At 62.3% G+C, this 11735-nt stretch carries 23 protein-coding genes; 7 read left to right on the forward strand and 16 right to left on the reverse strand.

Annotated elements, in window-relative coordinates; genetic code table 11:
* Position 1: 1 nt before the first annotated feature.
* The 10 genes from ACSBP4_RS15390 to ACSBP4_RS15435 all read right to left on the reverse strand — a co-directional run bounded on the left by ACSBP4_RS15390 (position 2) and on the right by ACSBP4_RS15435 (position 4608).
* Complete coding sequence (locus ACSBP4_RS15390) at positions 2-208, reverse strand: hypothetical protein (protein WP_435552721.1); 207 nt, start codon at positions 206-208, stop codon at positions 2-4.
* Positions 205-522, reverse strand: a complete 318-nt coding sequence (locus ACSBP4_RS15395; protein ID WP_435552722.1) for a hypothetical protein — start codon at positions 520-522, stop codon at positions 205-207. The genes ACSBP4_RS15390 and ACSBP4_RS15395 overlap by 4 nt, the downstream gene beginning before the upstream one ends.
* A complete protein-coding gene (locus ACSBP4_RS15400) occupies positions 519-1358 on the reverse strand; it encodes a hypothetical protein (RefSeq protein WP_435552723.1) in 840 nt (279 codons plus the stop codon). The genes ACSBP4_RS15395 and ACSBP4_RS15400 overlap by 4 nt, the downstream gene beginning before the upstream one ends.
* Complete coding sequence (locus ACSBP4_RS15405; protein ID WP_435552724.1) at positions 1351-2052, reverse strand: hypothetical protein; 702 nt, start codon at positions 2050-2052, stop codon at positions 1351-1353. Before ACSBP4_RS15405 ends, ACSBP4_RS15400 begins: the two co-directional genes overlap by 8 nt.
* Positions 2052-2198: a hypothetical protein gene (locus ACSBP4_RS15410; RefSeq protein ID WP_435552725.1), complete on the reverse strand. Its 147-nt coding sequence runs from the start codon at positions 2196-2198 to the stop codon at positions 2052-2054. The genes ACSBP4_RS15405 and ACSBP4_RS15410 overlap by 1 nt, the downstream gene beginning before the upstream one ends.
* Complete coding sequence (locus ACSBP4_RS15415; protein WP_435552726.1) at positions 2188-2511, reverse strand: hypothetical protein; 324 nt, start codon at positions 2509-2511, stop codon at positions 2188-2190. The genes ACSBP4_RS15410 and ACSBP4_RS15415 overlap by 11 nt, the downstream gene beginning before the upstream one ends.
* A complete protein-coding gene (locus ACSBP4_RS15420) occupies positions 2508-3251 on the reverse strand; it encodes a hypothetical protein (protein ID WP_435552727.1) in 744 nt (247 codons plus the stop codon). Before ACSBP4_RS15420 ends, ACSBP4_RS15415 begins: the two co-directional genes overlap by 4 nt.
* Positions 3248-3760, reverse strand: coding sequence for a hypothetical protein (locus tag ACSBP4_RS15425; RefSeq protein ID WP_435552728.1), 513 nt, complete (start codon positions 3758-3760; stop codon positions 3248-3250). The genes ACSBP4_RS15420 and ACSBP4_RS15425 overlap by 4 nt, the downstream gene beginning before the upstream one ends.
* Entirely contained in the window at positions 3757-4071 is a 315-nt protein-coding gene (locus tag ACSBP4_RS15430) for a hypothetical protein (protein WP_435552729.1), read from the reverse strand. Before ACSBP4_RS15430 ends, ACSBP4_RS15425 begins: the two co-directional genes overlap by 4 nt.
* Before the next feature lie 315 nt (positions 4072-4386).
* A complete protein-coding gene (locus ACSBP4_RS15435; protein WP_435552730.1) occupies positions 4387-4608 on the reverse strand; it encodes a CopG family ribbon-helix-helix protein in 222 nt (73 codons plus the stop codon).
* Positions 4609-4698: 90 nt separating this feature from the next.
* On the opposite strand from ACSBP4_RS15435, the gene ACSBP4_RS15440 reads away from it, so the two are divergent.
* Together ACSBP4_RS15440 and ACSBP4_RS15445 are read left to right on the forward strand one after the other, a co-directional pair.
* The gene (locus ACSBP4_RS15440) at positions 4699-4887 is read left to right on the forward strand and encodes a CopG family ribbon-helix-helix protein (protein WP_435552731.1); all 189 of its coding nucleotides are present in this window, start codon (positions 4699-4701) and stop codon (positions 4885-4887) included.
* 2 nt (positions 4888-4889) lie between these two features.
* Entirely contained in the window at positions 4890-5297 is a 408-nt protein-coding gene (locus ACSBP4_RS15445; protein ID WP_435552732.1) for a hypothetical protein, read from the forward strand.
* Positions 5298-5301: 4 nt separating this feature from the next.
* Here the strand turns inward: ACSBP4_RS15445 and ACSBP4_RS15450 are convergent, their stop codons facing one another.
* Positions 5302-6378, reverse strand: a complete 1077-nt coding sequence (locus ACSBP4_RS15450) for a Cdc6/Cdc18 family protein (RefSeq protein ID WP_435552733.1) — start codon at positions 6376-6378, stop codon at positions 5302-5304.
* Positions 6379-6477: 99 nt separating this feature from the next.
* Between ACSBP4_RS15450 and ACSBP4_RS15455 the strand changes: the two genes are divergently transcribed.
* Complete coding sequence (locus ACSBP4_RS15455; RefSeq protein WP_435552734.1) at positions 6478-7161, forward strand: hypothetical protein; 684 nt, start codon at positions 6478-6480, stop codon at positions 7159-7161.
* 20 nt (positions 7162-7181) lie between these two features.
* Here the strand turns inward: ACSBP4_RS15455 and ACSBP4_RS15460 are convergent, their stop codons facing one another.
* Genes ACSBP4_RS15460 through ACSBP4_RS15480 form a run of 5 tightly spaced genes read right to left on the reverse strand, consistent with a single transcriptional unit; the run spans position 7182 to position 9215 of the window.
* A complete protein-coding gene (locus tag ACSBP4_RS15460; RefSeq protein ID WP_435552735.1) occupies positions 7182-7421 on the reverse strand; it encodes a hypothetical protein in 240 nt (79 codons plus the stop codon).
* The gene (locus tag ACSBP4_RS15465) at positions 7418-8029 is read right to left on the reverse strand and encodes a hypothetical protein (RefSeq protein WP_435552736.1); all 612 of its coding nucleotides are present in this window, start codon (positions 8027-8029) and stop codon (positions 7418-7420) included. Before ACSBP4_RS15465 ends, ACSBP4_RS15460 begins: the two co-directional genes overlap by 4 nt.
* Positions 8029-8664 carry a hypothetical protein gene (locus ACSBP4_RS15470; protein WP_435552737.1) on the reverse strand — a complete coding sequence of 212 codons (636 nt, stop codon included), beginning with the start codon at positions 8662-8664 and terminating at the stop codon, positions 8029-8031. The genes ACSBP4_RS15465 and ACSBP4_RS15470 overlap by 1 nt, the downstream gene beginning before the upstream one ends.
* Position 8665: 1 nt before the next feature.
* On the reverse strand, positions 8666-8812 hold the full coding sequence (locus ACSBP4_RS15475) for a hypothetical protein (protein WP_435552738.1): 147 nt from the start codon (positions 8810-8812) through the stop codon (positions 8666-8668).
* 1 nt (position 8813) lies between these two features.
* Positions 8814-9215 (reverse strand): hypothetical protein, encoded by a 402-nt coding sequence (locus ACSBP4_RS15480; protein ID WP_435552739.1) that lies wholly within the window; start codon positions 9213-9215, stop codon positions 8814-8816.
* Positions 9216-9417: 202 nt separating this feature from the next.
* On the opposite strand from ACSBP4_RS15480, the gene ACSBP4_RS15485 reads away from it, so the two are divergent.
* The 4 genes from ACSBP4_RS15485 to ACSBP4_RS15500 all read left to right on the forward strand — a co-directional run bounded on the left by ACSBP4_RS15485 (position 9418) and on the right by ACSBP4_RS15500 (position 11401).
* Positions 9418-9636: a hypothetical protein gene (locus ACSBP4_RS15485; RefSeq protein ID WP_435552740.1), complete on the forward strand. Its 219-nt coding sequence runs from the start codon at positions 9418-9420 to the stop codon at positions 9634-9636.
* Positions 9629-9937: a hypothetical protein gene (locus ACSBP4_RS15490; protein ID WP_435552741.1), complete on the forward strand. Its 309-nt coding sequence runs from the start codon at positions 9629-9631 to the stop codon at positions 9935-9937. The genes ACSBP4_RS15485 and ACSBP4_RS15490 overlap by 8 nt, the downstream gene beginning before the upstream one ends.
* Positions 9921-10115, forward strand: a complete 195-nt coding sequence (locus tag ACSBP4_RS15495) for a hypothetical protein (RefSeq protein WP_435552742.1) — start codon at positions 9921-9923, stop codon at positions 10113-10115. Before ACSBP4_RS15490 ends, ACSBP4_RS15495 begins: the two co-directional genes overlap by 17 nt.
* Before the next feature lie 146 nt (positions 10116-10261).
* Positions 10262-11401, forward strand: a complete 1140-nt coding sequence (locus ACSBP4_RS15500; RefSeq protein ID WP_435552743.1) for a PQQ-binding-like beta-propeller repeat protein — start codon at positions 10262-10264, stop codon at positions 11399-11401.
* Positions 11402-11735: the final 334 nt, after the last annotated feature.

Here is an 11735-nt window from a genome sequence, read left to right on the forward strand (position 1 = left end):
ATCACTCCTCACCTCGAGCGAGCTTCGGGAGCGTCTCGAGGCCAGCTTCCTCGCAGTCCTTGGGATCGGGTTCCTCACCATCAGCGATCGCGAGGCTGATCCGTGCGAGCGCGCCGATTCGATCGTCGCGTTCGGCCAGTTCCTCAGTTCCTTCTCGGATCTCGTTGTCGTCTCGGATCGAATCGAACGGGGTTTTGGTGGTACTCATTGGACGCTCACCTGCGAACGGATGTACTGCTGTTCGTCGTGCGGGCGATCCTCCAGCGGGATGCAGGTCACAAGCCGGCCGTTGGGCTCGGCCAGTAGGAGCATCTCCGTGACCTCGTGATAGCGGGTACACTCCGCCGGCGGTGACGCCGACGGGTAGTCGACCGGGATCGCCTCGAGCCACGCGACTTTCGGGTTCAGCTGTTGCCGCGGCGATCGCTCGGTCCAGCGCTCCGGGAAGTGCGGATCAACTTCGAGGTCCTCGTAGCGCGGCGTCGGCGTCACGTCGATCTCGTCAGTCTCGACGATGCTCATGGGGTGGTCACCCCAACTGCGATCAGACCGACCATGACGAGCCCGAGGGCGACGACGAGGAGCCCGCCGAGGCGAGGGTCGAGCTGGGCGCGCTCGCGATCTCGCCACACCTCTCGGATGCGCTTGTAGAACCCGAGGTCGTGGGCGATCAACCGAGCCTCGTTACGGTGGACGTCGAGTTCCTCGGCGAGGTCGCCGATCTCGATCCCGCCGCTGGTCAGTTCGTCGACGAAGTCCTCGGTCACCCCGTCGGGAAGCTCGCTCTTGTCATCGCTCTCGTCAGCTTCGCAGCTGTTCGGGCCGTGGCCCTGCAGCGCTTGCTGGCTCTCGAAGGTCTCGCCGCAGTCACACTCGAACGTCTCTTCATCGTCGACGGCGTCGACGGTGACCTCTTCGGCGGCGATCTCGTCCTGGACGTCGTCGCCGGCGTCGGCCGGCGCGTCGTCCGCGGCGTCCTCCTCGAGGACATCGGTCTCTGCCTCTGACTCAGAGTCGCTCTCACTGGTGGGTGAGTCCTCGGTGGAGGTGCCGCTCTCCGCTTCGTCGACGAGGTCGGCGTTGACGAGGCGGCCGTAGCCGGGCCCGACATCCAGGGCCGGCGCAGCGGGGTAGACATCGAACTCCCGGTTGGAGCCTTGCCTGGCCGTCGACGCGAGCGTGACACGGCGGGCTTTCCAGACGCCGCCGTTCGGCGCTTCGAACGGCTCCTCGTCGATCTCGACGACCTCGAATGGTGACGCCCACTCGTAGCCCTCGGCCTCGAGGGTGAGTCGGTCGCCTTCGTGGACCGACAGTAGCGTGTCGATGACGCCGTTGGTAGTCGCCGCTTCAGACATCGCGATCACCCCGATCCGGGACCGCGTCCTCGCCGATCGCGACGCCGTCGTCGGTCGCGACGATCGTCTCCTGGCGAAAGACTTCCTCGAGGCCGCCGTCGGCGACGACGCCGGTCCGCTGCTGGACCGTTTGGCAGAGGGGACACCGCTCGCCCGTCTCGACGATGACGTGGTTGACGTCGGTCGCGTTCGGGCATCTGTGAGCGGTCCGGCTGTCGTCGATCTCGAGGTCGCCCTGACAGTCCGGGCAGCTGGTCGCCGGGATCGCGCCGCGGGCGACGACGGTCTCGTAGTCACAGGGCTCGCAGACGAGGACCACGAGGTCGTCGGGCCCCTGGCCGCCGTCGGCGCGGAGCTTACTCGCGCGTTCGAATTCGCCGCCGTCGGGGACGGTCTCTTCCTTGTCGGCCTCGAGGGCGGCCTCGCAGTCGTCGCAGGTGTGAACGTTTGCGAGCCGCCGAGGGTCGTCGCGTACATCCGCGACCGGGGTCTCGAGGATCTCGCCGCAGGCCGTGACGTGACTCGTCCCCTCGAAGTACATCGAGGCGTGCCAGGTTTCGTCGACGTCCTGAACCCAGCAGACGATCCCGGCGTCAGCGTCGAAGTGATCCGACGGGAGGCCCTGGTACTCTTCGTGGCGCTCCGGGCACTCGTCGGCGGGATGATTCGCCGTCTCGCAGCGCGGGCAGACCATCAGACCTCACCTCGCGCTGTCCGGACGTCCTGAATCCGTGACTGTGCGTCCTCGAGGGCTTGCTCGACTTCGTCCAGATCGGCATCGCCGGCGATCGCCGACGCGAGGGCGGTGTCGAGCGTGGTGCGGAACTCCTCAGCGGACATCACGACCACCTCGATCCATCTGCTCGACGCGAAGACCGACGTACGGTGCGACGGCTTCGATGAACTCGCGGATGTCCTCGTCGCCCCAGTCGATCACCGCGCGACCGTCATAGCCGTGCTGCTCGAAGTCAACCGACGCCTCGATCATGCCCGGGAACGCACGCGCATCGAACTCGACGCTGGGGTTGTGGTCGAACTCGACATCGCGCTCGAGCGTGACATCCCCACCACTCCCCGAGATCTTCAGGAACGCACGCTCGATCTCGAGAGGGTCCTCGAACAGGTCCTCGCCGTCGTGTGGGGCTCGCTTCATGCTTCCGCCCCGCTGTCCTCGAGCGTCTGCTGTTCGGCCTCTTCGTCCTCTTCGACTTCGACGTCGTCGGCAAACGTCGCGATCGGGACGATCTCCTCGTGTACAAAGCGACCGAGCAGTTCGGGCTTCATCTCGGCGGGCTCCCAGATGGCGATGTAACCCGAGCTGTAGATGACCAGCCGGACATGGACATCGTTCCAGAACGTCGTCAGTGCGACGCCGACGTCGGAGTTGACCGCTTTCGACTTGAGCGCGCCGTTGCCCCACTCGATCGTCGTGTCGTCGAGGTTGGACTCGTGAGTGGTCATCTCGACCGTCCACGTCCGTCCCTTGTCGCGCTGCCGGCGGACGAACTCCCACGGCTTGAGCCGGACCGGCGCGATCTCCGGGCCGGCCAGCTTCGAGAACTCGTTGAACGGCCAGTCGGGTTCGTGTTCGAGGTCGCTCGTGTGCGTGCGCTCGGCGAGGATCCAGCCCTCGCCGTCGACGTCGGCGACCCACTCGCTGGCGACCCGACGGGTGACCGTCCGCGTCTCGGTCTCGATCTCGTGGCCGTCCAGGAGGACGCGCTCGTCCTCTTTCGGAACCTCGCCGGCGACCATCCCCGACTGGATCGTGAGGTCGTCGTCGAGGTAGGTCTGGGTCTCCTCGACCTGCAGAGCGCGGCCGGTCTGGTCGTGGTGGTTCTCGAGGGGCTCGGCGGCGGCCTCCTGGAGGAGCGCGAGCTGGCCGGCGATCATGCCGAATCGCCTCCGTTGTCCTCGAACCGGCGCTCGAACTCCCTCACCGGGTTCGTGTACCCCGCTCCAGGGGGACTCCACTGACCACCAGAGGCGATGATCGCCCCGTGTTTGAACTCGTATGGGTAGTGTTCACCGAGACACCGCGCCGTCATGTGCGCGACATACCGACGCAGCACGTTGTCCTCGGAATCAGGGCCGTAGAGTCGCGTATGAAGTTGCGGGTTCGGATCGGTGAGATCGTCGACTGCGACTAGGGCGGCCCCGTCCGGAGCGGCTTCGAGGATCTCGATCATGTCCTCGTGATCCGTCAACTCACCGTCCGCCGTGTCGTCTTCGAGTTCGTCGGCGAGCATCCGGAGCGCTTCGGCAGGCGAATCGACAGCGACCTTCGTTTCCTCGTCGTCGGTGTCGGCCGTCGCAGTCCACCGGACGACTTCCTCATCGCCGCTCCGCATCAACGACTGCTCGAGCGTGACATCGATCTCCTCGAGGTCGTGGAGCGTCATCGGCCGTCACCTCCGTCGAACCCGATGGGGACAGTATAGTTGCTCGCGAGCCACGCCTCCTCGCTGTCGCCCTCGATGCAGTAGCAGTGTGCGCCCTGCATCGGACCGCCCTCGAGCAGCTCGGGCGTGTCGGCCTTGGCCTCGGCGTCGTCGAAACGCTGGGCGACCTCGAGGCGACGAACGAGCGTGGCCGCCTCGTCGATCTCGCCGCCCTCGATGCGCTCGAGGGAACCGCGGACGACTCCGGGAAGGGTGGTGTTGGTACTGTTCGATCCGTTAGCGTTTTCGCTGTGGTCTGTGTTCGTAGTCATGGCTGCAGTTATCCGGAGCGTCAATGGGCTCCGGGTGGTCTGTGTTCTGTAGCCCGCGGACAGCCGGGGCGCGAAAGTTGGTACCTTGGCGCGCTCCGGCGGTGGCCGCGAGTGGTTGATTCTGCAGTTGGTCTCGATACGCACTAAAAGTATCCTGCCTCATTTCCGAAAGGCCACGACGCGGTAATCGCGTGCTACCAGCAGCGCTGGCCGCTGTAGCCGCCGCATTACGATATCCGAACGTCGTGTTGTGGATCATGCGTACCTCTGACCTTTCGTCGAGTCGGGCGCTGAGGACGCCCGGCTCACTGCAGTTTAGTTCGTAGCCTGTGCTCCATCGGCCGAATCGTCCGACCCGTCCATCTTCCGCCTCCCCTCATCGACTTCCTCTTGATGCGCCTCAACATACTGCTCGAGCGCATCGCGGAATATCTCGGAGCGGCTGCAGTTCTCCCCAGGGCCGCCGCTTCGTGCATGCGCGATCGCATCGGCGGCTTCGAGGAGGTGGGGTGGTACGTTGATGCTGGGGTTTGGCATCACCACTATCTTGCTAACCTAGTCACTTAGTTATTCCGCAAGTTGCTCATGGCCTAGATATTTATAATGCTAAGTTACCAACTTAGCCACATGGCGAACCCGAGCTTCAGTATCCCCGACGAGAAGTTGGAAGAATTCGACAAAATTATACTCGCTAAGAAGTCGAACGGCGATCTTCCGATGGACGCATCTCGAAGCGAGGTCATCCGTGAACTGGTGGAGGAATACGTAGAGGGAAACAGGAACTCCTCCCAGACGACGATGGCGACGGCTGACTGAGGATGTGGGACCTTCTCTTACGACTCTTCTCCAGCTCTGGTAGCTCAAACAGCGGGAGCGCAGGAACGGAGCGCGACCAGTGGGAGTGGGACCGGGCCGACGAGTACCCTTACGATCACTATACGGACGCGGTCGAGGACGTCAAGCAACTCAAACGCGAGAAACGTCACGACGAGGTCGAGGACCTCCTGCTCTGGTGCATCGACTATGCCGAAGCCGAGGCTGAGGAGGAAGGGTTTGGCGGCCCACCGCGTGCGTACTACCGACATCTGGCGATTGTCTACCGGAAGGACGACCGATATGAGGACGAGGTCGAGATCCTCGAGCGGTACGCCTCAAGTACGTTCGACCCACACGAGAAGATGCTCGACCGACTCGAACGGGCCCGTGAGTTGGCTGGCGACAGCTGACTAACTACGCCGCCAGAAACACGAAGTCGAGATCCACCGTGGCCTCGAGGTCGGGGTCGGTGACCACACATCGGCGGTTCTGCGTTTTCCCCTTGCGCACGAGCAGATCGTATTTCTCGAGCTTCTCCAGATAGTTGCGCGCCTGCCGCCACGTCACGGGTTCCCGGTGGCGATCGGCGTAGATCTCCTCGCGGTGGGCCCGCCAGATACTCTTCAACTTCGAGTTGTAAACGGTCGGCCCGAGCCGGCGGACCAGCTCGTAGAGCGCCCGGTGAGTATAGGAGAGACTCGCCAGATTCGACTCGCGCATTTTCGCCATCGCGCGGTCGAAACAGTCGTCGACGTCGTCGTCGGTGACCGTGTCGTGGCCGCGCTCCTTGGCGATCTCCGCGGCGGCCCACACCGCCTTGATCCCGTAGCGGGCGACCCCCTCGGTTTCCTTCGCGATCCGCTTGAGTTGGTCGCGGCTGAACGCATCGTAGTCCAGCCCCAATCGGATCCGCGGCTCGAGGATCTCCACGAGTTCGTCTGTGCTGTAGGGGTTGAACCGTATCGTTGAGTCGATTCCGAAGGATCCGATGACGGCGTTGTTGAGATGGCCGAGCCACTCGGTCCGGTCGTGGGCGATGACGATCACGGAGACGCCCTCGACATCCGCCAGGTCGGCAAGGATCTCGTGGTCGGCGATCGAGTCAGCTTCGTCGAGGACCAGGATGTACGGCTCGCCGTCGACGACGCGTTCGAGGGCTGCCTTCAGTCGGGACGGCCGCCAGTTCAGTTGGACGGTGACGTCGTCGGGGTGTTCGGCCGCCGCTTCTTTGAGGAGGATGTTCCGCGTCTTGTCGCCGCAGCTGATCTGGGTCCAGGCGACATCGGCGTAGTCCGGCAGCTTCCGGCTGAGGAAGTGCCGCGTCGTGGCGGTTTTCCCGACGCCGCTCCCGCCGTAGATCAGCACGTCGTCGCCCTCGAGTCCGCGCGTCGTGGGACCGAGCCGACGGGAGAGATGCTCGAGTTCGTCGTTTCGGTTCGGGAGTTCGCTGGGAGGCCACGAATCCTCGAACACGTCCGTTCTCGAAATCATAACAGTGTGGTTCACCGACGGGTGTAAAAGGACTACTGGGCATCATTTCCGAAAGCGCTCGGCGAAACACGTATCACCAAACCATCCAATTAGGGTGATATGAATCGACGGAAGCTCCTTCTCGGGGGTGGTGTGGCGCTCACAACGACGATCGCCGGTTGCGCGAGCGATACGAGCGACGACGGGGGCAATGGCAACGGGAACGGTACCAGTACAGGGCCGAGCGCGGACGAACCCGATGTCGAGGAACCGGATCCGATATCGGTGTCGGGATCGGGGAATCAGGTCTACTCCAACGTCGGTATCATCGGCGGGCTGACGGTCGTGGAAGCACAACACACCGGTAGCCGGAACTTCATCGTCAAACTCGTCCCCGAGTCGGGGATGGAGAACATCATGGTCAACCAGATCGGTGCGTTCGACGGGTCACGGGCCGCACTCGTCGGGCGAGGCACCTACCAGATGTCGATCGAGGCTGACGGCGACTGGGAACTCGAGCTGACACAGCCACGACCGAGCAGCGGTGACTCGCTCCCCTTCGAGCAGCAGGGTACTTCGGCAACGGTCCTCGGCCCCCTCGAGTTCGACGGAACGCACACGATCGGAGCAGCACACAACGGCCGCCGGAACTTCATCGTCCAAGTCCTCCCGCCGCAGGGGCAGTTCCCGACGATCGCAGTCAACGAGATCGGGAGCTACGAGGGGACGACGTCGTTCCGGCATTCGGGACTCGGGTACGTGGCGATCCAAGCCGACGGCGGATGGGGGATCCGAATCGAATAGCGGCGAAAAGAGGGCTGCTTCTACTCGGCGATCGCGACGAGGAACGTGCCCTGGGACTGGACGGTGTCGAGCCCGCAGTCGGCCTCGGCCAGAGCCCGCAGCACACCCGGCGGAACGCGATCGACCCGCGGACCGAGTACGACCTCGAGGACGCGCCGGCCGTCCTGGTCGCGCCGATCGACGAGGCGGGCGTCGTAGACCGTCGGGTGTTCGGGGACGGCCTCGGCAGCCGCCTCGAGATTCGCGGTCTGGATGCTCATCGGTCGATCTCCTCGAGTAACGCCTCGGTGTGTCCCTCGAGGTCCTCGCGATTAGCGTGTCGAACGACCAGCTCGGCGAGCCGTGCGCCCGGACCCCAGAGCGGCGACGTCTTGAGGTCCCCCGCAAAATCGAGCGTCATCTCGTCGACGTCCCGATCAGCGGGGTTGTCGACGTAGGCGAGGAAGTGCTGACTCGGTGCGTCGAAGTCGTCAGATACCTCGTCGTCGACGATCGTCTCGGCGACGCCGATGAACGCTTGCGCCCGGCCGTCGGCCTGGACGTCCCACGCCTCAAGTTGCTCATCGCTGATTACGTAGCGGGTGGTGTCGTCCTCGTAGTCTTCGAGGACCTCGCGGATCGCGTTGCGCTTCCAGTTCTTGCGAGCCCGCAAGGCCCAGAACGTCGCGAAGCCCTCGAGCGTCTCGAGTCGGCGCGAGATCGAAGCTTCGCCTTCAGTACGCTCGACGACATCGCCCTGGTCGCGAACGACGGTGACTGGACCCGATCCCTCGACGAGGAACGATCGCGGCAGCACAGTCCCGTCGACGGTCTCGCCCTCGAGGGCGCCGGCGACGTCGGCGTCGTCGGCACCGGCGGCTTCGGACATCACGCCTCACCCCCGAGCTGGGCGGCCTCGGCAAGTTCACGCGCCTCGTCGACGACGTCGGCGTCGACCCCGGCGTCGGTCGCGTACGCCTCAAGGACGGCGACCGCTTGCTCGTCGTCACGACCGGCGCGTTGGAACAGCTGGTCGAGGACGTCGACGACGATCCGGTCGTAGACTTGGCGGCCGCCGTCGGCCTTCTCGGTCTCGACGCGATCGAGGCGCGACTCCGGCATGGCGTAGATCTTTGACGGCTCGGACTGGATGCTACTGCAGTAGACGACCTCGAAGACGCGGTCCTCGGCAGTCGCCCCGCAACGCCCGTTCCCGTAGTTGTCGAGCAGGTCGTAGCCGTTCTCGTTGGTCCACTGAAGGACCGTCTGACCGGTATCCTCGAGGACGTGAACGGGTCGGCCTTGCGTTCGATCGAGCGCTACGTCGCCGGGTTTGATGCTGGGTTCGTCGGTCATGTCGGTGTCTTCTGCGTGCGTCTGATCGTCCGATTCGCCACTCCCGTCGGCCCGAATCTCGGGGCCGGCGACCGCCGCGGCCTCGTGCTGGCGCTGCAGTTCGATCTCTCCCTTGCGGTCCAGCTGCTCCGAGCGGGCACTCCGGGCTTTGTCACGGTCGACCGTCATCTCAGATCGCCCCCTTGAACTCGAGAACAGTCCACCCACACCGCCCGAAGCCGTCCGAGTCGACCTCTTCGATCAGGACCATCTCTCCGTCGTCGGTCGTTGCGTCGACGAACTGCTCGCCGGCGCTGGTCGCGACCGTCACCGCCATCTTACAGCACCTCCTCGAGGACGTCCCGCGCTTGGTCGGCCGCCGAGACGGGGCGCTCGGCCCAGCCACTCTCGTCGTCCTCGTCGCCGATCTCCTGATCGACGAAGGCGATCCAGCGCCGAAGGGCGTCGCCGCCGGCGCCGTTCGACGCCAGGACGACCCCCTCGGAGTGGAGGATCGGGCCCTCGAGCGAGAACACCGGCACGCCACCGGAGTCGTCGCGATCCGCGCGGGCGTTCGTGACGACGATCCGCTCGAGTTTGCGGTCGACGTGATGGTGACGCCCTTCGATGTCTTCGCCGATGTAGCCGTAGTTCCACGAGCGGCGCTCGAGGATGGTGTCGTCGATCTGTGCCGGTTCGTCAGTCGTAACGGTTTCATCCGTTGGGTCTTGTACGCTCATACGCTGGTTGCACCAGCACGGTCGAGGGCGCTGGAACGCCCGTCGGCCATTTCTGCGAGGACCGAACTCCCGTGCTTAGTCATCACTTTGCACTGGTGCATATTAAGTGTTTTGCAGCAGTGCAAACATATGCATTGGCGCAAACTATTAGTCGTGAGAGAAAGAAGCTTCATTTGCAATGGCGCAAAAACACACTCCCAGAATGGGACGGTACCGTGCGATCATGACGGACACGGACCGCGAGTACATCTCGGGTGAGGGAGACCCATCGGAGTCGCAACGACTCCAGTCTGTCTCGCGTGTACGATCGCGGATCAACGACGAGCTGGCGAAGGACATCGAGGTCCTCGAAGAACACCATCCGGAGCTGCTCGAGGAGCTTCGCGATGTCGTCTGCGAGGAGCGTGGTCCTGATGAGTAACGTGCACGCTGACGACTCCGTACTCGACGGTCACCAAGAGACCCTCGAGCGCCTCGAGAGTGCGGCCCGCGAGCGTTGGGGCGACGAGTGGTCGATCCGCGCGACGCACTTCAGCGACGGCACGACGCAGGCACATGCGTTCAGGTCGCTCGGCGTCGTCGACGATCGGGAGGAAAAGACGCTCGAAGAGGAGCGGCTCTACACCGATGGTGACGAGACCGTTATCCAGCGCGTCCACGTCCAGCGTGAGAAGCTCGTCGATGTCCTCGAGGAGGCGAATCCCGATGAGCATGGCGACTGAGACTGACGGCGGCGAACGGCCCGAACAGACGATCACTGTCGGCGAGACCGCCGCCGGCGAGCCCTACACGCTGCCGGTCGAGGAGGTCCTCACTTGGAAGCTGTTCGCGATCTGGAAGTCCAACATCGGCTCGGCAATCGCTGAGTTCCTCGAGCGTATTGTCTCTATTAACTATTGACGAATCCCATTAATTTCACACAAATTCACCGGTGTGGAAGATTTCGGTGACCGTCTCTTCCATGATATATACACTGAAATCCTGGGAAGACATATTTGCTCAACAATTCAAATGGATTTATTACTCAGGAATTACGTGTTTGGACCATGGACAAGCAGCCTAGCCGACGGCATAACTCGCGCAGAGAGTATCTCCTTGCAGTTGGTACAGCAGGACTTGCTTCTATAGCGGGATGTTCCAGTAATACATCCTCTGACAATAACGATCCCTCTGACGATAGCACACCTAATGATGTAGACGCAGGAACTCAACAGTGGACTTTCGAGCCGGAAAAAAGCAAGGCCCAGGGGTTAACGGTTGCCGACGGGATGGTCTATGTCTCTGCCGGGAGTGGAAGCCGCGACAACGAACATGGTGCTGTCCACGCGATAGACGCTACCACGGGCGACCAGCAGTGGACCTTCGAAACTGACAAATTTATTGATGTTTCTCCGAAAGTAGCTAACGGAACCGTCTATATCGCTGAGCATCCTCCTGACACAACTCTATATGCACTGGACGCCGCTTCGGGAGACCAACAATGGAGTACTGAACCGAATGGTGATGACAACTCGCCATCCTCCCTTACGATTACTGACAACACCCTCTATTTTAACACAGGCTTTTACACGTATGCGTTGGACGCTACTTCAGGAGAAGAACAATGGAAATTCGATATGACTTCAGGTGCGAGTGCTGCTCCAAAGGCACCTCCACAGGTGAGCAATGGAACCGTCTACGTGGGAAAGAAAGCATTAGACGCTACTTCAGGTGATCTGCAGTGGGAATCTGACATAGATGGCCGAATAGAATCCAAGCCAGCAGTCGCGGACGGTTCGGTGTATCTTACGACCTGGGGTAAGAAAGTGCATGCACTGAACGCTGCCTCAGGGGACCAACAATGGGAATTTGATACAGAGAGGATCATGAACTTACCAGCGACAGTAGCTAACGGAACCGTTTATGCCGGCCCCAATGGCGAGAAACTCCACGCACTGGACGCGACCTCTGGTGAGCGCCAATGGAGTCGTAAATCACATTTCTCCATACCGGCGGTAGGTGATGAGTCTATCTATGTGGGTGGTGGTGAAGTCGATGATGGGTATTTCTATTCCTTATCTGCCGCTGACGGATCTCCGAATTGGGAATTATCGAGTGACAAGCGTGTTACTGTGCCGCCACAATTAGATGACAATACGGTCTATTTTGGGACTTTCTCCGGTACTGTCTACGCAGTTTCACGATAATAGTAGCTGTGAGTGCGGTTCTTTGCCCGTGTCCGCGGTGTGCAGCTGCGGGATATCCTTTGTGCCGTGAACAGCGGATTCTATCTCACAAAGGAGATCGCCACAATGCATGGCCTCAAGCAGCGAGAATGGTCCGAGGGGCCAGTAGCTTGATGAGATATTACTCCTAAGGTCCGTCTGGCGAGAGAACTTCCGGGTTCAGTCGTACCGACCGAATCCGATTCCGAGACATCCAGGCCCTCTCGCCACACCTGAGATCGATCCACGTCAATCACCACATTGTCCATCGATCGCAGATCACCCCACCACACCATTCCCACCACGGGGGAGGGGA

The sequence above is a fragment of the Natrinema sp. CGMCC1.2065 genome (assembly GCF_051225675.1).
GTDB classification, from domain to species: domain Archaea; phylum Halobacteriota; class Halobacteria; order Halobacteriales; family Natrialbaceae; genus Natrinema; species Natrinema thermotolerans.

Bases quoted from the DNA above. Each gene is read 5' to 3' on its own strand.
- ACSBP4_RS15435 (WP_435552730.1), bottom strand. From the start codon at position 4,608: ATGCCAAACCCCAGCATCAACGTACCACCCCACCTCCTCGAAGCCGCC.
- ACSBP4_RS15400 (WP_435552723.1), bottom strand. From the start codon at position 1,358: ATGTCTGAAGCGGCGACTACCAACGGCGTCATCGACACGCTACTGTCG.
- ACSBP4_RS15410 (WP_435552725.1), bottom strand. From the start codon at position 2,198: ATGTCCGCTGAGGAGTTCCGCACCACGCTCGACACCGCCCTCGCGTCG.
- ACSBP4_RS15425 (WP_435552728.1), bottom strand. From the start codon at position 3,760: ATGACGCTCCACGACCTCGAGGAGATCGATGTCACGCTCGAGCAGTCG.
- ACSBP4_RS15475 (WP_435552738.1), bottom strand. From the start codon at position 8,812: ATGGCGGTGACGGTCGCGACCAGCGCCGGCGAGCAGTTCGTCGACGCA.
- ACSBP4_RS15465 (WP_435552736.1), bottom strand. From the start codon at position 8,029: ATGTCCGAAGCCGCCGGTGCCGACGACGCCGACGTCGCCGGCGCCCTC.
- ACSBP4_RS15450 (WP_435552733.1), bottom strand. From the start codon at position 6,378: ATGATTTCGAGAACGGACGTGTTCGAGGATTCGTGGCCTCCCAGCGAA.
- ACSBP4_RS15455 (WP_435552734.1), top strand. From the start codon at position 6,478: ATGAATCGACGGAAGCTCCTTCTCGGGGGTGGTGTGGCGCTCACAACG.
- ACSBP4_RS15445 (WP_435552732.1), top strand. From the start codon at position 4,890: ATGTGGGACCTTCTCTTACGACTCTTCTCCAGCTCTGGTAGCTCAAAC.
- ACSBP4_RS15460 (WP_435552735.1), bottom strand. From the start codon at position 7,421: ATGAGCATCCAGACCGCGAATCTCGAGGCGGCTGCCGAGGCCGTCCCC.
- ACSBP4_RS15495 (WP_435552742.1), top strand. From the start codon at position 9,921: ATGAGCATGGCGACTGAGACTGACGGCGGCGAACGGCCCGAACAGACG.
- ACSBP4_RS15470 (WP_435552737.1), bottom strand. From the start codon at position 8,664: ATGACGGTCGACCGTGACAAAGCCCGGAGTGCCCGCTCGGAGCAGCTG.
- ACSBP4_RS15480 (WP_435552739.1), bottom strand. From the start codon at position 9,215: ATGAGCGTACAAGACCCAACGGATGAAACCGTTACGACTGACGAACCG.
- ACSBP4_RS15390 (WP_435552721.1), bottom strand. From the start codon at position 208: ATGAGTACCACCAAAACCCCGTTCGATTCGATCCGAGACGACAACGAG.
- ACSBP4_RS15405 (WP_435552724.1), bottom strand. From the start codon at position 2,052: ATGGTCTGCCCGCGCTGCGAGACGGCGAATCATCCCGCCGACGAGTGC.
- ACSBP4_RS15395 (WP_435552722.1), bottom strand. From the start codon at position 522: ATGAGCATCGTCGAGACTGACGAGATCGACGTGACGCCGACGCCGCGC.
- ACSBP4_RS15485 (WP_435552740.1), top strand. From the start codon at position 9,418: ATGGGACGGTACCGTGCGATCATGACGGACACGGACCGCGAGTACATC.
- ACSBP4_RS15430 (WP_435552729.1), bottom strand. From the start codon at position 4,071: ATGACTACGAACACAGACCACAGCGAAAACGCTAACGGATCGAACAGT.
- ACSBP4_RS15500 (WP_435552743.1), top strand. From the start codon at position 10,262: ATGGACAAGCAGCCTAGCCGACGGCATAACTCGCGCAGAGAGTATCTC.
- ACSBP4_RS15490 (WP_435552741.1), top strand. From the start codon at position 9,629: ATGAGTAACGTGCACGCTGACGACTCCGTACTCGACGGTCACCAAGAG.
- ACSBP4_RS15415 (WP_435552726.1), bottom strand. From the start codon at position 2,511: ATGAAGCGAGCCCCACACGACGGCGAGGACCTGTTCGAGGACCCTCTC.
- ACSBP4_RS15440 (WP_435552731.1), top strand. From the start codon at position 4,699: ATGGCGAACCCGAGCTTCAGTATCCCCGACGAGAAGTTGGAAGAATTC.
- ACSBP4_RS15420 (WP_435552727.1), bottom strand. From the start codon at position 3,251: ATGATCGCCGGCCAGCTCGCGCTCCTCCAGGAGGCCGCCGCCGAGCCC.